The following is an 18,378-nucleotide window of genomic DNA, read 5'->3' as shown; positions in this document are numbered from 1 at the left end:
CCGCCGCGAGGGGGGCGAAATAGCGTCCGGAGCGAAGCGGCAGATCAGCGAGTTTGCCGCTGAGCAAAAGGAAATGGGCGCCGAGCAGATCGACAACGTGGCCAGAGCCGTCGATCGGGCCGCCGAGGAACTTGAGCAGTCCTCGCCGCAACTCGCGCGCATCGCACGCGGCGCGGCTGAAGGAACGCACAAGTTTTCAGAGACGCTGCGCGACTACGATATGCGCGGCGTATTCCGCGAAGTGAACGATTTCGCAAGGCGGGAACCCGTCGTCTTTTTCAGTGGTGCGCTTCTGGTCGGGGTCGCGCTGTCGCGGTTCCTGCGGAGCAGTGAAGACGAACACCAAATGCACGGCACCGGGTCCGTCGATCCCCACAGATCAGGGAGGCCGCAATGAACACAGGCAAGAACCTGCCCGAACTTTTCAGCGATATGGTCGAACATCTGTCGACGCTCTTCCTCAAGGAAGTCCGGCTGGCGAAGACCGAAGCCTCCGAAAAGGTACATCAGGCTACCGGCGCCATCGTTTATGCAGCCATGGGTGGGCTAATCCTGCTCGCGGGATTCCTTGTGCTTCTCGATAGCGCAGTTGCCTGGCTGGTGGAATTCGGTCTCGACATCGAATGGAGCACGCTTGCTGTTGGACTGGTGGTTGCCCTGATCGGCTTCATCTTGCTGCGAAAGGGCATGAACGACATCAAGGCGGCCAGTCTCACCCCCAAACGGACTGTCGCACAGCTGCGTTCGGACGGGCGCGCCGCCAGGGAGCAATTCTGATGACCGACGGATCGAACACCAACATCCGGAATCCCGGAAAGGCCCCGACAGGTGGACCCGGGAGCACGGTATCGACCCGATCCAGGGACGAGATCGAGAAGGATATCCATGAACGCCGCGAGCAGTCCGGCCGTTCTGGCGGTGGCCCGGACCGGTCACCCGACAAGGCTCCCGATACCGCTGATATCCGGGATCGAACCCGCCACGAAGCAGAGACACACCGGGCCAAACACCTGGGCGAGCCGACGCCCGCGCGTCGGTCGCCGAGCGACGATCGCGATAAATCCAGTGCCGAGCTTGAACGCGAGGTCGAGCACGAAAGAGAACTTCTGACGCGCACACTGGACGACATTCGCGAGAAACTGTCGCTTGGACAGATCATGGACCAGGCGGTTCGCTATGCCCGCGAATCCGGAGGCGGTGAGTTCACCCGCAATCTGGGACGTTCGGTGCGGGACAATCCCTTGCCGGTCGCGTTCATCGGCGTTGGAATCGGGTGGCACCTGTTGTCCGGCCGAATGGACCACGACGGCTCCGATCGGTCGCACGGCCGGTACGGTATCGACAGCCATGGCGACAGCACGCACGGCAGTCACGGCGGCGGGGCCGTATCCTCGGTCCGCGACCGGGCATCCTCGATGGGAAGCCAAATCTCCGATGAAGCGTCGCACGCCAAAGACGCGATTTCCGGCGCTGTCGCATCGGCCCGGGGCTGGGTCTCGTCGGCACGCGGATCCGCAGATCACGCGCGGCACGGCCTGAGCGACCGCGCCCACGATGTGTCGCATCGGGCTTCGGAAATGGCGGGCGACGCGCGTCACCGCATGCATGACGTCAGCGATCGGGCGCAGAACGGAATCGCACGCATGGCCAGGGAACAGCCCCTGGTGCTGGGGGCGATCGGCTTGGCTGCCGGCGCGGCGATCGCGGCGATGTTCCCGCCCACCCGGACCGAAAACAGGGTCATGGGCGAAACCAGCGACATGGTGAAGGACGAGGCCAGGTCTTTCGCGGAAAACGAGTTCGACCATGCGAAGACCGTGGCCGAGGAAACGACGCAGGATGTCGCCAACGAGTTCAAGAGCCGCGGCCTTACGCCGGAATCGGCCAGGGAGGCGACATCGGCCGCGGCAAAGAGGACCGAAGAAGGCGCCCGCCGCATGGCTCAGGACACGAAATCCGATATCGGCGAGCCCGCCGGTAAAAGTGGCGATCGTGCCAGTCAGAGCACCGGTCCGGGAAACGCCGGCCCAGGAAATTCCGGCCCGGGAGATTCCGGCGCAGGAAGCAGGAGCACTGGCGGCACGCAGGCCGAGCCCTCGCGCGACCGCCCCGACAATGCCGCAACGACGCCCAACCGGCCCGGCACGACACCCGGATCAGGCAGTGGGTCAGGCGGGGGTTCAGGCGGGGGCCCCGGGGGCAGCCCGAACACGGGCCGCTGAAGACGCGAAGCGCTGGGGGGTCAGACCCCCCAGTCGCGCCGGTCAACCATTGGCGGCGACTCATAGCAGCCAATGACCGATTGGTCGAAATCGACGATCGACCCACTCATCATGCCGGACTCATCCGACGACAGGAAGGCGATCGCGCGGGCGACTTCCTCGGGCTTCAACATGCGCCCGGCGGGCAGATCGCTTTCGGCCTTGTCGCGCCATCCCTCGGTCGCACCGTGGTATTTCTTCTGGATGACGTCCTCACCGGGCGTGTCCATCCAGCCGATGTTCAGACCGTTGATGCGGATGCCGTCGCGCATCAGCGAAAAGCCCGCGCTGCGCGTCAGTGTCGCCAGAGCGCCCTTTGATGTCGAATAGGCACAAATGAACGGCTGACCGCCATAGCTCGCCATGCTGAGCACGTTGACAACGGTTCCCCTGGTTCCCGTGCGCAGCATGACCTTGGCGGCGTCCTGCATCAGGAAGAACGGGGCGCGGACATTGGTCGCCATCATGCGGTCGAACAATTCCGGCGAGGTGTCGATGATGGTGCCGCGATCCGTGATCGCCGCCGCGTTCACCAGCGCATGCAACGTCCCGAAACGCTGGGCGGCGGTGTCGATGACCTTGCGACAGTCGTCGAGATTGGCCAGATCGGCCGCCACGAAGGTCGTCGGGCAGCCGTCTTCGGAGATCGACTTCGCCGCCGCCTCGCCGCGCTCGGTGTTGCGCCCGCAGATGACGATCCCGGCAGCGCCCCGCGCCGCAAAAAGCCTGGCGGTGGCAAGGCCCAGGCCCTGGGTCCCCCCGGTCACCACGGCGTAGCGTCCCGCCAGTGAGCCCCCGCCCGTTTCACTGGCTGAACGATTTCCGGTGTTGTCTTCGGTCATCGGTTTTCCTCCCCATTTCGACGATTGCGCGCCTGTTCGGAGTCAGACGCCTTTTCTCTGCCCCGTGCGGCCCTGCAAATGATCGGAATAGGCCTTGCGCACCGCTTCGCGCTCGCTGACCTCCGGAACGCCGACATCCCACCATGCATCACCGGGCGTCCAGTCGTGGGCTACCGTGTCGATCACGATGACGGCGGTGCGGTCGGCCGCCTTGGCGCGCTCGAACGCGGCCTCGAAATCCGTAATGCTTTCGACCTTTTCGGCCTCGGCGCCGAGGGATCGGGCATGGGCGGCGAAATCGACGCGCGCGTCGGTGACCGAACGCGAATCCTTGAGCAGATTGTTGAACGACTCACCGCCCTTGAAAACCTGCAACCGGTCGATCACGGCAAACCCGCCATTGTCGCAGACGACGACAATGAGCTTCTTGCCGGTAAGGACCGAGCTGTAGATGTCCGAGTTCAGCATCAGATAGGATCCGTCGCCGACCATCACAACGACATCGTCGTCCGGACGCGCCATTTTCGCGCCCCAGCCGCCGGCGATTTCGTAACCCATGCACGAAAAGCCGAACTCGCAGTCGAAGGTTCCCGGCGCCTTGGTTTTCCAGTTCTTGGTCAATTCGCCCGGCAGACCGCCGGCCGCCGTCAGCACCAGATCGCGCTCGCTCGCCTTGCGGTTGACGGCGCCGATCACCTGGGCATAGGTCGGCGGATTCGTGTTGGCCGGCGCCGTCCGGCTGTCGACCAGTTCTTTCCATTGACCGTATTCGCGCGCGGCTTCCTGCATCCAGGTCTTGGGCGCGGCCCAGTCGCCGAGTGCGGCGGTCAGCGATTCCAGTCCCCGCCTTGCGTCGCCGATCAACGACACGGACCGGTGTTTGGTCGCGTCGAACCGTGCGGCGTTCAGCGACACGATGCGCATGTCGGGGTTGGCGAAAACGGTCCAGGAGCCGGTCGTGAAATCCTGCAGCCGCGTGCCGACAGCCAGCACCAGATCGGCTTTTGCGGCGACGCTGTTGGCCGATGCAGCGCCGATTACCCCCAGCGGCCCGATCAGGTTGGGATGGTCATGCGTCAGCGCCCCGCGTCCGGCGATGGTTTCAGCCACCGGCAATCCGTGTCGTTCGGCGAATGCCGTCAGCACATCGACCGCGCCGGAATAGTGAACCCCCCCACCGGCAAGGATCATGGGCGATCGTGCGTTCTTCAGCAGCTTGGTGGCGTCTTCAAGTTCGGCCTCGTCCAGGCCCGGCCGGCGAATTCGGTGAACCGTCTTCTCGAAGAAGCTTTCGGGATAGTCGAACGCTTCGGCCTGGGCATCCTGGGCAAGCGCGATAAAGGCCGGGCCGCAATCGGCCGGATCCAGCATCGTGGCCACTGCCTGCGGCAGCGACGACAGGATCTGTTCGGGCCGGGAAATGCGGTCCCAGTAGCGGGACACGGCCTTGAAGGCGTCGTTGACGGTGACGGTTGCATCGTGGAAATGCTCGACCTGTTGCAGCACAGGATCCGGAAACCGGTTCGCGAAGGTGTCGCCGGACAGGAACAGCACGGGCAACCGGTTGGCATGCGCCACCCCCGCCGCCGTGACCATGTTCAGCGCACCCGGTCCAATCGAGCTGCAACAGACCATGATCTGACGCCGGCGCGCCGCCTTGGCGTAGCCGACGGCCGCCAGTCCCATCGACTGCTCGTTCTGACCGCGCCATGTCGGCATGTCGTCCTTGACCGCCTCCAGCGCCTCGCCCATGCAGGTGACGTTGCCGTGGCCGAAAATTGCGAATACGCCGGGGAAAAGCGGTACCTCCACGCCGTCAACGATTGTCCGCTGGGCGACAAGATAGCGAACCAAAGCCTGGGCCATGGTCAGGCGAACCGTCTTCATGCGTCCTCTCCCTTTATGACGGGTGCCGTCGATGCCTGTTTGGCAGACGCCGTGGCGCCGCCCCCGGCATCTCGGCCATTCGTCGTCAGAATGTTTGTTCACTAGACTATGAAATTGCAACATCCGATCCGATAGCCCGGTACGGTGCGCGCCGTGAGATGGTTTCACTTCCCGCCCGCCATCCTACAGCGTAACTTTGTTTCTGGCCAGTGCGCATATCCGCATACTCCACAGTCATTGCAATCAAATTCCGTTCTGCTTATTATCGCAACGTTCGGTCCATATGAGGGTCCACCGGACCGTCGACGGACGGGCCCGTTCATGGAACCGGGACACAAAACAAGAATTTGCGCCCAAGCGCAGGACGTCACAAGCAGGAGGGAGCGGCCGCATGAGCGACACCAGGACCGGGCACGGAAAGATCCGCCCCCATGCGTGAGAATCGCCTGCGCCGGCTCTGGGCCGAGGATCGCGCGGCGATCAATGGATGGTGCGCGATACCGTCGTCCTTTTCCGCCGAACTGATGGCCCATCAGGGCTGGGATACGCTGACCATCGACCTGCAACACGGCCTGATCGACTATCAGACGGCGGTCACCATGCTGCAGGCGATCAGCACCACCGAGACGGTGCCGCTGGTGCGGGTTCCCTGGCTCGAACCCGGCATCCTGATGAAGGTTCTCGACGCCGGCGCCTATGGCGTCATCTGCCCGATGGTCAATTCCGCCGCCGACGCAGAACGCCTGGTCGAAGCATGCCGTTATCCGCCGTTGGGCGGCCGCAGTTTCGGACCGATCCGGGCGACGGTCTATGCCGGGGCGGACTATGCCGCGCGCGCCAACGATACCGTTGCCGTGATCGCGATGATCGAGACCCGGCAGGCGCTGGACAATCTCGACGCCATTCTTTCAGTGCCGGGCATCGATGCCGTCTATATCGGTCCCGCCGATCTGTCCAATGCGCTTGGCCGCACGCCCGGCTTCGATCAGACAGATCCGGTCGTGGTCGAGGCGATCGATCTGATATTGGCCAAGGCGACGGAACACGGTGTCATCGCCGGTATTCATAACGGAACGCCGGAATACGCCCTGTCGATGATCGACAAGGGTTTCCGGCTGGTGACCATCGGTTCGGATGTTCGCCTGTTGACAGGCGCGGCCGCCCGCACGGTCGCGGTCATGCGCGATGGAACGGGGCGCGAAGAAACGGGGCGCGAAGAAACGGGGCGCGAAGAAACGGGGACGGCAAAATACTGACCGGGACCAGCGGGTTAGCATGTACTGGCCCGTCACCACAAATCGAGGCAAACTGAATGTTGAATATCTGTCTGTTCGGGGCCGGGCGCATCGGCAAGTTGCATGCCGGCAACATTGCCGCCAATCCACGCACGCAACTGACATGCGTCGTCGATGTCGTCACCGAAGCAGCCCGGTCGCTGGCCGATGCTTACGGCGCAGCCACGGCGCCGGATGCGGCCTCGGCCTTCAAGGCCCACGACATCGATGCCGTGCTCATAGCGTCTTCGACCAACACCCATGTCGACCTGATGATCGCCGCCGCCGATGCCGGCAAGGCGATACTGTGCGAAAAGCCGATCGACCTCGATATCGGGCGTGTCGACACCTGTGTCGCCCAACTGGCGAAATCGGGCGTACCGGCAGGCATCGGGTTCAACCGGCGCTTCGATCCGACCATGCGCGCCTGCCGCGACGCCATTCGCGCCGGGGACGTCGGCGCCATCGAGCAGGTCATCATCACCAGCCGCGACCCGGGCCCGCCGCCGCTGTCCTATATCGCCGTTTCCGGCGGCATCTTCCGTGACATGACCATCCACGATTTCGATCTGGCGCGATGGCTGCTGGATGACGAGCCGGTCGAGGTCTTCGCCACCGGCAGCAGCCTCGTCGATCCCGAGATCGGCAAGGCCGGCGACTTCGATTCCGCAATGGTGATCATGCGCACCGCCAAGGGGCGGCTTTGCCATATCAACAACAGCCGCCGGGCGACCTATGGGTACGACCAGCGCATCGAAATCTTCGGCGCCAAGGGTATGGTACGCAACGACAATCACCGGCCGGCGGCGATGCTGCGGTCGAATGCGACGGAGACCGAGGCACAGCCACCGCTGCTGGATTTTTTCCTGGAGCGGTATCGCGACGCCTATGTCAACGAACTGAACGACTTCGTCGACGCGGTCGAGGCCGGGCGCCAGCCCTCTGTCACGGTCGAGGACGGCCGCCGCGCCCTGCTGCTGGCGGATGCGGCATGGGAGAGCGCACGCAGCGGCGCCTGGGCAAAGGTGCCCGACTAGCGGCGCGGCATAAAGCATGTCACGGCGCCAATCCAGGAGCGTAAACGGGTGATCGGCACGGCCCCACGGGTCTCACACGATACGGCCACCACCGATGATGCGCCTGCCGGCGCCGTTGCATTGCGCCTCGACGGCATTGCGGTCCGTCTCGGCGGCCGCGAGATCCTGCACGGCATCGATCTGCGCTTCGCTGCGGGCGAAATCGTCGGCATCGTCGGCCCGCCGGGCGCCGGAAAGACAACCATCATCAAGACCATAACCGGCGCGATCACGCCGTGCCACGGTACGGTTTACGCCTTCGGCCAACTGCTGAAGCCGGGATCGCCACGCGCCGCCCAGACGTCCGGGATCGCCGCGCTCTATCAGGATCTGGCGCTCGCGCCGAATTTGAGCCCGGTTCAGAACATCGTCCTCGGTGACGAGCCTCAAACGCACCTGTTCGGCGTGGTTCCGATGATCGACCGTCAAGCTGCAGCCGAGGAAGCCGTCCGGGCACTGGATGCGCTGGGCGTGCGCCTGGAACCGTCGCAATACCACAGCCCCGTTCGCCGGTTGTCCGGTGGCCAGCGTCAAGCGGTGGCGATCGCGCGGGCGCTGCGGACGTCGGCGCGCCTGCTGCTGATGGACGAGCCGACGGCGGCCCTCGGCCATGCCGGGCGGACGCTATTGATCGACATCGTTCAACGGCTGGCGGCCGGCGGCGTCACCGTGATCATCGTCAGCCATGATATCGACATGCTCGCCCGAGTCGCTCATCGACTCGTGGTCGTCAGGCGCGGACGGATCCGCGGGGACGATGCGCCCACGGCGCTCGATCTCGACCGACTGCGTGAGGAAATGGGCGAGGAAAGGACCGACGCTCCGGACGACCATGGGTCCGCGCCCTGGTACCGGTTCGACCTGGCCGGATGGATAAGGGGCCGATAGATTCGGCGCAATTGCGGGCGCACCGGAGAGAATCTCGTACTTGACGATAATGGTGTGTTGCAAGCGCTCGACGGATTTGTTTGACTACAAAACAAAAGAATACAAGGGGAGGTAAAATGCCGCTGCTGGAACTCCGGAATATCTCCAAGCACTTCGGCGCGATCGAAGCCTTGTGCGACGTCGATCTGGCCGTCGAGCCGGGTGAGATCGTCGGCCTGATGGGCGACAACGGTGCCGGCAAATCGACACTGGTCAAGATCATGGCCGGGAATTTCCCGCCGAGCAGCGGCAAGATCCTGCTGGACGGGAAGGAGCAGCATTTTCACAAGCCGGTCGACGCCCGCCACGCCGGGATCGAGGTGGTCTATCAGGACCTGGCGCTGTGCAACAACCTGACGGCATCGGGCAATGTGTTCCTGGCCCGCGAGCCCTGGCGCCGGCTGTTCGGCTTCCTGCCTGCACTCGACGACCCCAACATGAACAACAAATCCGGCGATTTGTTCGCCGAACTCAAATCCGAGACCCGACCGGCCGACAAGGTTGCGCTGATGTCGGGCGGTCAGCGTCAGGCGGTGGCGATCGCCCGGACGCGGCTGACCAACTCCAAGATCATCCTGATGGACGAGCCGACGGCGGCGATCAGCGTCCGCCAGGTGGCCGAAGTGCTCGATCTGATCAAACGGCTGCGCGACCAGAACATCGCCGTCATTCTGATCAGCCATCGGATGCCCGACGTCTTTACCGTCTGCGACCGGCTCGTCGTCATGCGCCGGGGCAGCAAGGTGGCCGACAAACGGGTCGACGAAAGCTCGCCGGAAGAAGCGACTGCGCTGATCACGGGCGCACTGGAAATGGCCTGAGGGCAACAAGAAGAAAAAATCGGGACGGACAGGAACGGGGACACTGAAGATGGCTCAGAATTCGACCATGGATCGAATGCCGATCACCAGCAGCATAAGCCTCACACAGCGCATGAGCGCCAGCCAGGCATTCTGGGTCACAATGGCGATGATCGTCATTTCGGTCATCATGGTCATGATCAACGATACATTCGGCACCTGGAACAACGCCTTCAACATCACGCGCAATTTCTCGTTCATCGCCATCATGGCGCTGGGCCAGACCGCGGTGATCATCACCGCCGGCATCGACCTGTCCGTCGGGTCGGTAATGGGACTTTCCGGCATTGTGCTTGGCCTGTTCATGTCGCTGGAATACAGCTTCTGGTCGGCCTCGCTGTTCGCGCTGCTGACGGCCCTGGCCTGTGGCGCCGTCAATGGTTACCTGATCGCCTACATCAAGCTGTCGCCGTTCGTCGTGACACTTGGAATGCTTAGCATTGCCCGAAGTCTGGCGCTCGTCGTCTCCGACAATCAGATGTTCTACCAGTTCGGGCCGGACGAAGCGCTGCTGCTGACGCTGGGCGGCGGCCGGTTTCTGGCCATTCCGAATTCCGTCTGGATCCTCGTCGCGCTGACCATCATCGTTTCGTATCTGCTGAACAATACGCGGTGGGGCCGGTACCTGTACGCCATCGGCGGCAACGAGAGCGCGGCCCGCCTGACCGGCGTCCCGGTCAACCTGATCAAGATGTCGGCCTATATGCTGTGCAGTTTTCTGGCAGGCGTCTCTGCCATCCTGATGGTCGGATGGCTGGGCTCCGTGACCAACGGACTGGGCCTGCAATACGAGTTGCGTGTCATTGCCGCGACCGTCATCGGCGGCGCGAATCTGATGGGCGGCGAAGGTGTCGCCATCGGCGCGGTCGTCGGCGCGGCACTGGTCGAGATCATCCGCAATTCCCTGCTGCTCGCAGGTGTCGATCCCTATTGGCAAGGCTTTTTCATCGGCGCGTTCATCATCTTTGCGGTCCTGCTTCAGCGGATCCGCGAAGCTCGGGCCAAATAGCCCGAGCCAGACGGGCGCCGAGCGTTCCTCGCCGCCCGTCTCTGCTGTCGAAACCAACGATGCGAATACAATCAACAATGGGAGGACGAACTATGCGTAAGCTTCTACTCAGCGCCAGCGCCCTGGCGGTCCTCGGGGCGCCGATCGCGGCCGAGGCCCAGGACACCTATACTTTCGCACTGGTGCCCAAGGCGATGAACAACCCGTTCTTCGACCTCGCCCGCGATGGCTGCATGGCCGCCCAGGCGGAACTCGATAACGTCGAGTGCCTGTATATCGGACCCGGTGAACACACCGAAGCCGAGCAGGTCCAGATCGTTCAGGATCTGATTACCCGTCAGGTCGACGGCATCGCCGTTTCGCCGTCCAATGCCCCCGCCATCGCGCGCGTGCTTGAACGCGCACAGGAAGCCGGCATTCCAACCCAGACCTGGGACTCCGACCTGCTGCCGGAACACCAGGACCTGCGGACCAACTATATCGGCACGCTGAATTATCAGATCGGCGAGGAACTCGGCAACCTCATCAACGAGTACAAGCCCGACGGCGGCACGATCTGCATCCAGTCCGGCGGGGCGGCCGCGGCCAACCACAACGAACGCATCCAGGGCATCCGCGATACGCTGTCCGGCACCGAAAGCGACAGCCCGCCCGGCGAGCAGCTCGACGACACCAATGGCTGGACGGAAATCGACGGCTGCGTGCTGTATACCGACGATGACAGCGCCGTCGCAGTGCAGCAGTTGACCGACATCCTCGCCCAGCACGACGATCTCGACGTTTTCGTCTCGACCGGCGCGTTCACGCAATGGTCCGACAACGCCTATCGTCAGGCGATCGAGCCGCATCTCGACCGGCTCGAAAACATGGACACAGTGGTTGTCGTCGCCGACACGCTGCCCATGCAGATGGAGCAACTGGCGGACGGATACAGTCACGGTCAGGTCGGCCAGCGGCCCTTCGAAATGGGCTATCGGTCGATGGAGAACCTGCTGACGATTGTCGAAGGCGGCGAGGTCGAAGACCCGATCTATACCGGTGTCGACGTTTGCACGGCGGAAAACGTGGATACCTGCCTCGAAGCGGAGTGATCCGCTGAAGCCGTCATCTCACGGTGACGGGTGAAAGCGGCGTAAAAGGCGATCCGGGGTCGGGATTGGCAGCCGCCGATCCCGCACCCGGTTTCCTTGTTCACGAGCCGCCTTGATTCATTGGAGTCCGATCATGCGACAATCCTGTCTCGACACGCTGGGCCGCCGCTTGCGCCTCGGAATGGTCGGTGGCGGCGAAGCGTCGCTGATTGGCGAAACACACCGTATCGCCTCGCGTCTGGACGGCCTGTTCGATCTGGTCGCCGGCAGTTTTTCGTCCGACCCGGAGCGCGGTCGGCAAATGGGGCAAAAGCTGATGATCGCGGCCGATCGCTGCTATCCCGATGCCGCGACCATGGCATCGGCGGAAGCCGCGCGTGCCGACGGCATCGACGCCGTGACCATCTGCACCCCACCTGAACACCATGCCGAGGCCGCACGCGCGTTTCTCGCCGCGGACATCCACGTCATCTGCGACAAACCGCTGACCAACGATCCCGCAAGTGCCCGCGCGCTGGCCGCCGACGCGGCGGCATCGGATTGCCTTTTTGCCGTCAGCTACAACTATGCCGCCTATCCGATGATCCGCGAAGCCCGCCAGCGGGTGGCCGACGGTGCGATCGGGCGCCCCCGTGTGGCGGTCGCCGAGTTTGCCGTCGGCACCGGCGGCATGATCAATGACGACCCCGACCCCGGCGCCCGTCACTGGCGCTTCGATCCCGACCGTGTCGGCCGGGGCGGCATCTTTCTGGAGATCGGCACCCATGCCTTTCACCTGATGGAGTTCGTATCGGGACTGGCGGTGACGGCCGTCTCGGCCCATGTCGATACGCAGTCGCCGGGCCGCCGGGTCTTTGACAACGCATTCGTGACGGTGCGTTTCGACAACGACGCCATCGGGCATGTCTGGCTCAGTTATACCGCGACCGGCAGCGAGCACGGGTTGAACCTGCGGCTTCACGGCGACAAGGCGGGGCTCGCGTGGCGTCAGGAAACGCCGAACGCGTTGACCTTGACGCCGCCGGACGGTCCGGGGCGAACATTGACACGCGGCATGCCGGGTTTGTCGGGCAGCGCCGAGCGTTTCACCCGCGTGCGGTCCGGCCATCCCGAAGGATTTCACGACGCCTTTGCCAATATCTATCGCGATGTTGCCGAGCGCATCGCCGCGCGCCTGACCGCGACGCCGCCGGATCCGCTCAGCGCTGACCTGCCGACCGCCGCCGATGGCCTGCGCGGACTGGCGTTCATGGAGGCGGCGCTGAAGTCCCATGATCAATACGGCGCATGGGCCGAACTGGTCCCCTGACCCGGCATTCCCGCCACTCAAGCATCGGAAACCACGATGAAATCAACCGACACCCGGCCCATCGGCCGCACAGCCCTGCAATCCAGCATTCTGGGGTTCGGCGGGGCACCGCTGGGCAACCTGAACGCCGTTCTTTCCGACGACCAGTCGGTCGCGACGGTGCGCCGCGCCAAAGCCTGCGGCGTAACCCTGTTCGACACCGCGCCGCTCTACGGCTACGGGCTCAGCGAACATCTGGTGGGTGAGGCGTTGCGCTGGGACGCGCGCGACGGCTATGTGCTGTCGACGAAGGTCGGCCGGCGGCTCGTGCCCGACGATCCGGCGAATATCGACGGCGGCCTGTTCCAGCGGACCCTGCCCTTCCAGCCCGTCTACGATTACAGCTATGACGGCGCGATGCGATCGGTTGAGGACAGCCTGCAGCGCATGGCGCTGCAACGCATCGACGTCCTGCTGATCCATGACGTCGATGTCTGGACGCACGGCACCCGCGAGGCGACCGACGCGCGCTTCGACGAAGCGATGAGCGGCGCCTACAAGGCCATGCTGCGCCTGCGCGAGGAAGGCACGATCAAGGCCATCGGCGTGGGCGTGAACGAAGCCGACATGTGCGAACGCTTCGCCCGGGCCGGCGATTTCGACTGCTTTCTGCTGGCCGGTCGCTACACCCTGCTGGAGCAGGGCGCGCTGGACGGGCTGCTGCCGCTATGCCAGGAGCGTAACATCGGCATCATGCTCGGCGGGCCCTACAATTCCGGCATCCTGGCGACGGGCGCGCGGCCGGGCGCCTATTACAATTATCACCGCGCGCCGCCGGAAATCATGGACCGCGTGTCGCGGATCGAAGCCGTGTGCAAACGCCACAACGTCGCCCTGGCCGCCGCCGCGCTGCAATTCCCGCTCGGTCACCCCTGCGTCTTTTCCGTCATTCCCGGCGCCGTCAAGCCCGGCGAAATCGACCGCAATGTCGCGACCATGGACGTGGCCATTCCGGCAGATCTGTGGGCGGAACTGAAGGCCGAAGGCCTGCTGCGGGAGGATGCGCCGGTGCCGGCCCAATGATGTGGGTCAGGTGACGTGGGCCGGGTGATGTGGGCCGCCCGCAATGCATCATGCCGATCAGCCGGCGTCGATCTCGGACAGCGGGTCCGCCGGCGCCGGGTCGAGATCCAGCCGCTGGGCCAGACAGATGATCAACGCCTGCGCCAGACAGATCGGTTCTGCCAGCGACCGCGCGTAATTGTATTCGCCGTCAGGCACGACCATGCACACCGTCGCCCGCTTGGCCAACGGGCTGAGCTGGCTGTCGGTGATGGCCAGGATGGGCACGCGCCGGGCTTCCGCCGCTTCGACGATGTCGACCACCTCGCGCGCATAGTGCCGGAAGCTGACGGCCAGAAGCACCGACTTGTCGTCCATCAGTTGCGCCTGCTCGGTCGCCAGTCCTCCAGCGCCGTCGAGCAAGCGCACGTCGCGGCGCAGATGGATCAACGCATAGCGCAGGTAGACCGCGATGGGATAGGCGCGAAGCTGGCCCAGCAGATAGACCGTCCGCGCGTTGGCCAGGCAGTCGACAGCCGCCGTCAGCGTTTCCTCGGTCATCGAGTCCAGCAGATGCTCAAGCCCCGCCATATCGGCGATGACGAGGTCGCGCAACGTCGCCATGCCGGTTGTCGATGCCCGCTGCCCCAATTCGCCCTTGAGGGCGTGAATGCGCTCCTTGATGCCGGGCGCCGCCGTGACCAGCCGCGCCTGGAACACGCGTTGCATCTCGGCGAAACCGGTATAGTCGAAGGATTGCGCAAAGCGGACGAGGCTGGACGGCTGGACCCCGGCCTCGGTCGCGATGCTCTTGACCGAACCGAGTGCGACGTCGTTGGGGTTCTGCACGACGTGCCGCGCGATTTGCTGAAAACGCCGGCTCATCGACGGATGGCGTTTGGTCACGGCCGTGATCAAGTCTTCGTAAGTCAGTGGAGCAACCATGGCTCGGCATCCGGTGGTTTTGCCAGGGTGAGCCCTTCCGGCAACGATCGTTTCATTCAGGATAGCGCATGACATGGCCCGGGGTCACAACTTTCATCGGTGCCGTGTTAAACACTTGAACCGTTCATTGCTATGATGTGATTGACGGAATATACGTTCTATACTACGGTTCGACAAAAACAGGCGTTCGGTCGCGCTCGGTGCAGACGAGGGTGACGAACCGCCACGGGAGGGAAAGCGATGTACGACTCCTTCGGTCTCTTCATCGACGGCCAATGGCGCGCCGCCAATAGCGGCGCCACCTATGAAGTGCACGACCCGGCGACCGAGGAAGTGCTGGGGTCGGCGCCGGCGGCCGACGCAACGGATGTTCAGGCGGCGATCGACGCCGCCGGCCGGGGGCAGGAGCGATGGCGCGGCTTCGATCCGTGGTCGCGCGCGGTCGTGCTGCGGGCCGTCGGCGACGCGCTCACCCGCCGGCGCGAGGAAATCGCCCGCATCATGACGCTGGAGGTGGGCAAACCGCTGGAGCAATCGCGCGGTGAAGTCGGTCTCGCCATCGACCAGTTCTATTGGTACGCCGAGGAAACCAAACGGATCTACGGCCAAACCATCGAAAGCCGCCTGCCCTCTGGCCGCATGACCGTCAGCTATGAGCCCGTCGGCATCGTGGCCGCGTTCACGGCGTGGAATTTCCCGGCCGCCCTGCCGGCGCGCAAGATCGCGCCCGCTCTGGCGGCCGGATGCTCGATCATCTGCCGACCGTCAGAGGAATCTCCCGGCGTCGCCATGGCGCTGGTCGACTGCTGCCGCGAGGCCGGGGTTCCGGCCGGCGCCGTCAATCTGCTGACCGGCCGCGCATCCGTTCTGGGGCCCCCGCTGATGCAGGCGCCGGAAGTGCGCAAAATCTCGCTTACCGGATCGACGACCGTCGGCAAACAGATGATGCGCGACGCCGCCGACACGCTCAAGCGCCTCAGCATGGAGCTGGGCGGTCACGCACCCGTCATTGTTTTCGACGATGCCGACGCCGAGGCGGTGGCCGAGACCTGCGCCCGGGCGAAATTCAGAAACGCCGGCCAGGTCTGCGTCTCGCCCAGCCGCTTTTTCGTCCACGACGCCCTGGTGGAAAGCTTCACCAACCGTTTCGTCGAGGTGACCCAGTCGCTCAAGATCGGCAACGGTCTCGACCCCGCAACCGATATCGGCCCGCTATCGACCGCCAAGCGGCGCGACGCGGTGGAGTCATTGGTCGCCGAAACCCGCGAGGCTGGCGGGCGCCTGCTTTGCGGCGGCCGTCGTCCACCGGACATGAACCGCGGCTATTACTACGAGCCGACGGTCTTTGACGAGGTCGATGACGACTGGCGCCTGATGTACGAGGAACCCTTCGGGCCGGTCGCACCGATCACCAGTTTCTTCGATTTCGACGAGGTCATCACGCGCGCCAATTCGCTGCCCTACGGGCTTTCCGCCTATGCGTTCACGAAATCGCTGAAACGGGCGCATGAAACGCGTGACGCGCTGGCATCGGGGATGGTCGGCATCAACACATTCGCCCTGGCAGCGGCCGAAGCCCCGTTCGGCGGCATCCGTGACAGCGGCTTCGGACGCGAAGGCGGCAGCATCGGCATCATGGATTACCTCGAAGCCAAATACAGCCACATGGTGCTGGAATGAGAGATGCCGCAAAAGTGGTCATCTGGGGCGCCATCCGGCCGGAGGGAATCGCGGTGCTGGAGGCGCGGCCCGACACGGAAGTGACCGTCATTGATGCCGCCGATGCTGAAGGGCTGGCACACGCGCTGACCGACGCCGATGGGTTGCTGATCCGGACGGCGCCGCTGACGCCGGCCATGATCGCCGGCGCCAAGAACCTGAAGGTCGTCGCCCGGCATGGCGTCGGCTATGACAATGTCCCGGTCGATCTGCTGACCGCGCGGGGCATACCGCTGGCGCTCACCGGCGCGGTGAATACGCTTTCCGTCGCCGAGCACACGTTTTTCATGATGCTGTCGGCCGCCAAGGCCGGTATCTGGCATGATCGCGCCGTGCGGTCCGGCAACTGGAATGCCCGCGACGAGTTGCGCGCGGTCGAATTGGCCGGCCGCACGCTTCTGCTGGTCGGATTCGGGCGGATCGGGCGCGAGGTTGCCGTCCGCGCCGCCGCCTTCGGAATGACGGTGCGGGTTTACGATCCCCATGTATCAGCGGCGGATATGACGGCCGCCGGCGTGGACCCGGTGCCGGACTGGCGCGCCGCATTGTCCGAAGCGGATGTCGTCAGCCTTCATCTGCCGCTGACCCCCGATACGCGCCATCTGATCGGTCAGGCGGAACTGGCGGCGATGAAGACGGGCAGTGTCCTGATCAACGCCGCGCGCGGCGGCCTGGTGGACGAAAACGCCCTGGCCGATGCGTTGCGATCGGGGCACCTCGCCGGCGCCGGTATCGACACGCTGGAGGCCGAGCCGCCGGCCCCGGACCACCCGCTTCTGGCAATCGAGACCGCCATTCTCAGCCCCCACAATGCGGGCCTGACGCTGGAAAGCGCCATCCGGCTGGGCGTGACGTCCGCACAGAACATCGTCGCCGGACTTGCAGGATGCCTCGACCCGGCGCTCGTCGCCAATCCACAAGCCCTGAAGACCGGCGATGCCAAAGTCACAGGAGCCGGCTCATGAACCGCCCATCGCGTCCGGAAATCGGCATCGGCCTGATCGGCAGCGGCTTCATGGGGCGGTCCCATGCGCTCGCCTATCGCAGCGTCGCCGGATTATTCGACCTGCCGGTGGTGCCCCGGCGCGTGCTGTTGGCCGATATGGATAGCGCAACGGCCGAGAAAGCCGCCCGGGCGCTGGATTTCAAACGGTCGACGGACGATTGGCAGGCCCTGGTGGACGATCCGGCAATCGGTCTGGTCGACATTACCGCGCCGAATCGGCTGCACGCCCCGATTGCTTTCGCGGCCTTCAACGCCGGCAAGCCGGTCTATTGCGAAAAGCCGCTGGCGCCCGATGCCGGACAGGCGGGCGCCATGGCGGACGCCGCGGACGCTGCAGGCGTGACGACCATGGTCGGATTCAATTATCTCAAGAACCCGATCATGGCCCTGGCGCGCGAGATCATATCGGGCGGCGAGATCGGCGAGCCCGTCTCGTTCCGGGGGATCCACGCCGAGGATTACATGGCCGATCCGGCTGCGCCCCATTCGTGGCGGACCGATGCGGCGTCCGGCGGCGGCGCGCTGGCCGATCTCGGCAGCCACATCGTCGCGTTGGCCCGGTTTCTGATGGGACCGATCGACAGCGTTCAGGGGCGGATGCGGACCGTCACGCAGAACCGGCCGATCGCGGCAGGGGCCGCCGAGACCAGCCCTGTTACGGTCGATGACCATACGATTGCGCTCGCCAGTTTCGCGTCCGGAGCGCAGGGAACGCTGGAGGCAAGCTGGCTCGCGGCAGGGCGGACCATGCAACTCGCCTTCGAGATCACGGGCACGCGCGGATCGATCGTCTTCACCCAGGAGCGGATGAACGAACTGAAGCTGCATGTCGCCGATCAGCGGCGCGGACGCCGGGGCTTCACGACCATTACCGCCGGACCGGATCACGAGCCCTATGGCGCCTTCTGTCCGGCCCCGGGGCATCAGCTCGGCTTCAACGACATGAAGACCATCGAGGTCCGCGACCTGATGACGGCGCTGGGAAACGGCGCCGCGGCATGGCCCGATTTCCGCGAGGCGTGGCGCATTCAATGTGTTATCGATGCCATCGCCGCATCATCGGCAACCGGTGCCTGGACATCCGTCGGCGCCGACGGTGCCTGATTGCACCACACTGCACCCGTGGTCGAA

Annotated in this window: 17 protein-coding genes; 14 read left to right on the top strand and 3 right to left on the bottom strand. The window is 64.6% G+C overall.

Going from position 1 to position 18,378, the window contains the following annotated elements:
• The first annotated feature begins 73 nt into the window (after nt 1-73).
• Genes ABZ728_RS18915 through ABZ728_RS18905 form a run of 3 tightly spaced genes read left to right on the top strand, consistent with a single transcriptional unit; the run spans nt 74 to nt 2,222 of the window.
• The gene (locus tag ABZ728_RS18915) at nt 74-397 is read left to right on the top strand and encodes a hypothetical protein (RefSeq protein WP_366657846.1); all 324 of its coding nucleotides are present in this window, start codon (nt 74-76) and stop codon (nt 395-397) included.
• Entirely contained in the window at nt 394-777 is a 384-nt protein-coding gene (locus ABZ728_RS18910) for a phage holin family protein (protein ID WP_366657845.1), read from the top strand. Before ABZ728_RS18915 ends, ABZ728_RS18910 begins: the two co-directional genes overlap by 4 nt.
• Nucleotides 777-2,222, top strand: coding sequence for a DUF3618 domain-containing protein (locus ABZ728_RS18905; RefSeq protein WP_366657844.1), 1,446 nt, complete (start codon nt 777-779; stop codon nt 2,220-2,222). Before ABZ728_RS18910 ends, ABZ728_RS18905 begins: the two co-directional genes overlap by 1 nt.
• Before the next feature lie 20 nt (nt 2,223-2,242).
• Here ABZ728_RS18905 and ABZ728_RS18900 read toward each other — a convergent pair whose 3' ends face one another.
• Together ABZ728_RS18900 and iolD are read right to left on the bottom strand one after the other, a co-directional pair.
• Nucleotides 2,243-3,103, bottom strand: coding sequence for an SDR family oxidoreductase (locus ABZ728_RS18900; protein WP_366657843.1), 861 nt, complete (start codon nt 3,101-3,103; stop codon nt 2,243-2,245).
• A gap of 42 nt (nt 3,104-3,145) precedes the next feature.
• Nucleotides 3,146-4,990 carry a 3D-(3,5/4)-trihydroxycyclohexane-1,2-dione acylhydrolase (decyclizing) gene (gene iolD / locus ABZ728_RS18895; protein WP_366657842.1) on the bottom strand — a complete coding sequence of 615 codons (1,845 nt, stop codon included), beginning with the start codon at nt 4,988-4,990 and terminating at the stop codon, nt 3,146-3,148.
• 431 nt (nt 4,991-5,421) lie between these two features.
• Between iolD and ABZ728_RS18890 the strand changes: the two genes are divergently transcribed.
• From ABZ728_RS18890 to ABZ728_RS18855, 8 genes are all read left to right on the top strand, one after another.
• Nucleotides 5,422-6,246: an aldolase/citrate lyase family protein gene (locus ABZ728_RS18890; protein ID WP_366657841.1), complete on the top strand. Its 825-nt coding sequence runs from the start codon at nt 5,422-5,424 to the stop codon at nt 6,244-6,246.
• 56 nt (nt 6,247-6,302) lie between these two features.
• On the top strand, nt 6,303-7,301 hold the full coding sequence (iolG, locus tag ABZ728_RS18885) for an inositol 2-dehydrogenase (RefSeq protein ID WP_366657840.1): 999 nt from the start codon (nt 6,303-6,305) through the stop codon (nt 7,299-7,301).
• A 48-nt stretch (nt 7,302-7,349) separates the two neighbouring features.
• Complete coding sequence (locus tag ABZ728_RS18880; protein ID WP_366657839.1) at nt 7,350-8,228, top strand: ATP-binding cassette domain-containing protein; 879 nt, start codon at nt 7,350-7,352, stop codon at nt 8,226-8,228.
• A 116-nt stretch (nt 8,229-8,344) separates the two neighbouring features.
• A complete protein-coding gene (locus ABZ728_RS18875) occupies nt 8,345-9,088 on the top strand; it encodes an ATP-binding cassette domain-containing protein (protein ID WP_366657838.1) in 744 nt (247 codons plus the stop codon).
• A 49-nt stretch (nt 9,089-9,137) separates the two neighbouring features.
• Nucleotides 9,138-10,136 carry an ABC transporter permease gene (locus ABZ728_RS18870; protein WP_366657837.1) on the top strand — a complete coding sequence of 333 codons (999 nt, stop codon included), beginning with the start codon at nt 9,138-9,140 and terminating at the stop codon, nt 10,134-10,136.
• 92 nt (nt 10,137-10,228) lie between these two features.
• Entirely contained in the window at nt 10,229-11,227 is a 999-nt protein-coding gene (locus ABZ728_RS18865) for a sugar-binding protein (protein WP_366657836.1), read from the top strand.
• Nucleotides 11,228-11,360: 133 nt separating this feature from the next.
• Complete coding sequence (locus tag ABZ728_RS18860) at nt 11,361-12,536, top strand: Gfo/Idh/MocA family oxidoreductase (RefSeq protein WP_366657835.1); 1,176 nt, start codon at nt 11,361-11,363, stop codon at nt 12,534-12,536.
• A 36-nt stretch (nt 12,537-12,572) separates the two neighbouring features.
• Entirely contained in the window at nt 12,573-13,598 is a 1,026-nt protein-coding gene (locus ABZ728_RS18855; protein ID WP_366657834.1) for an aldo/keto reductase, read from the top strand.
• Nucleotides 13,599-13,655: 57 nt separating this feature from the next.
• Here the strand turns inward: ABZ728_RS18855 and ABZ728_RS18850 are convergent, their stop codons facing one another.
• Nucleotides 13,656-14,522 (bottom strand): MurR/RpiR family transcriptional regulator, encoded by an 867-nt coding sequence (locus ABZ728_RS18850; RefSeq protein WP_366657833.1) that lies wholly within the window; start codon nt 14,520-14,522, stop codon nt 13,656-13,658.
• Between the two features lie 240 nt (nt 14,523-14,762).
• Between ABZ728_RS18850 and ABZ728_RS18845 the strand changes: the two genes are divergently transcribed.
• The 3 genes from ABZ728_RS18845 to ABZ728_RS18835 are packed head-to-tail and all read left to right on the top strand — an operon-like array spanning nt 14,763 to nt 18,351.
• The gene (locus tag ABZ728_RS18845) at nt 14,763-16,202 is read left to right on the top strand and encodes an NAD-dependent succinate-semialdehyde dehydrogenase (protein WP_366657832.1); all 1,440 of its coding nucleotides are present in this window, start codon (nt 14,763-14,765) and stop codon (nt 16,200-16,202) included.
• Entirely contained in the window at nt 16,199-17,206 is a 1,008-nt protein-coding gene (locus tag ABZ728_RS18840) for a hydroxyacid dehydrogenase (protein WP_366657831.1), read from the top strand. Before ABZ728_RS18845 ends, ABZ728_RS18840 begins: the two co-directional genes overlap by 4 nt.
• Nucleotides 17,203-18,351 (top strand): Gfo/Idh/MocA family oxidoreductase, encoded by a 1,149-nt coding sequence (locus tag ABZ728_RS18835; protein ID WP_366657830.1) that lies wholly within the window; start codon nt 17,203-17,205, stop codon nt 18,349-18,351. The genes ABZ728_RS18840 and ABZ728_RS18835 overlap by 4 nt, the downstream gene beginning before the upstream one ends.
• Nucleotides 18,352-18,378: the final 27 nt, after the last annotated feature.

The organism is Fodinicurvata sp. EGI_FJ10296 (genome assembly GCF_040712075.1).
In the GTDB taxonomy this organism is placed as follows: domain Bacteria; phylum Pseudomonadota; class Alphaproteobacteria; order DSM-16000; family Inquilinaceae; genus JBFCVL01.
The sequence above is the reverse complement of the archived record's forward strand: the minus strand, read 5'-3'. Positions and strand labels throughout refer to the sequence as shown.

Excerpts from the sequence above, each read along its gene's own strand:
- ABZ728_RS18915 (WP_366657846.1), top strand. The coding sequence starts at position 74 with ATGGGCGCCGAGCAGATCGACAACGTGGCCAGAGCCGTCGATCGGGCC.
- ABZ728_RS18910 (WP_366657845.1), top strand. The coding sequence starts at position 394 with ATGAACACAGGCAAGAACCTGCCCGAACTTTTCAGCGATATGGTCGAA.
- ABZ728_RS18905 (WP_366657844.1), top strand. The coding sequence starts at position 777 with ATGACCGACGGATCGAACACCAACATCCGGAATCCCGGAAAGGCCCCG.
- ABZ728_RS18900 (WP_366657843.1), bottom strand. The coding sequence starts at position 3,103 with ATGACCGAAGACAACACCGGAAATCGTTCAGCCAGTGAAACGGGCGGG.
- iolD (WP_366657842.1), bottom strand. The coding sequence starts at position 4,990 with ATGAAGACGGTTCGCCTGACCATGGCCCAGGCTTTGGTTCGCTATCTT.
- ABZ728_RS18890 (WP_366657841.1), top strand. The coding sequence starts at position 5,422 with ATGCGTGAGAATCGCCTGCGCCGGCTCTGGGCCGAGGATCGCGCGGCG.
- iolG (WP_366657840.1), top strand. The coding sequence starts at position 6,303 with ATGTTGAATATCTGTCTGTTCGGGGCCGGGCGCATCGGCAAGTTGCAT.
- ABZ728_RS18875 (WP_366657838.1), top strand. The coding sequence starts at position 8,345 with ATGCCGCTGCTGGAACTCCGGAATATCTCCAAGCACTTCGGCGCGATC.
- ABZ728_RS18870 (WP_366657837.1), top strand. The coding sequence starts at position 9,138 with ATGGCTCAGAATTCGACCATGGATCGAATGCCGATCACCAGCAGCATA.
- ABZ728_RS18865 (WP_366657836.1), top strand. The coding sequence starts at position 10,229 with ATGCGTAAGCTTCTACTCAGCGCCAGCGCCCTGGCGGTCCTCGGGGCG.
- ABZ728_RS18860 (WP_366657835.1), top strand. The coding sequence starts at position 11,361 with ATGCGACAATCCTGTCTCGACACGCTGGGCCGCCGCTTGCGCCTCGGA.
- ABZ728_RS18855 (WP_366657834.1), top strand. The coding sequence starts at position 12,573 with ATGAAATCAACCGACACCCGGCCCATCGGCCGCACAGCCCTGCAATCC.
- ABZ728_RS18850 (WP_366657833.1), bottom strand. The coding sequence starts at position 14,522 with ATGGTTGCTCCACTGACTTACGAAGACTTGATCACGGCCGTGACCAAA.
- ABZ728_RS18845 (WP_366657832.1), top strand. The coding sequence starts at position 14,763 with ATGTACGACTCCTTCGGTCTCTTCATCGACGGCCAATGGCGCGCCGCC.
- ABZ728_RS18840 (WP_366657831.1), top strand. The coding sequence starts at position 16,199 with ATGAGAGATGCCGCAAAAGTGGTCATCTGGGGCGCCATCCGGCCGGAG.
- ABZ728_RS18835 (WP_366657830.1), top strand. The coding sequence starts at position 17,203 with ATGAACCGCCCATCGCGTCCGGAAATCGGCATCGGCCTGATCGGCAGC.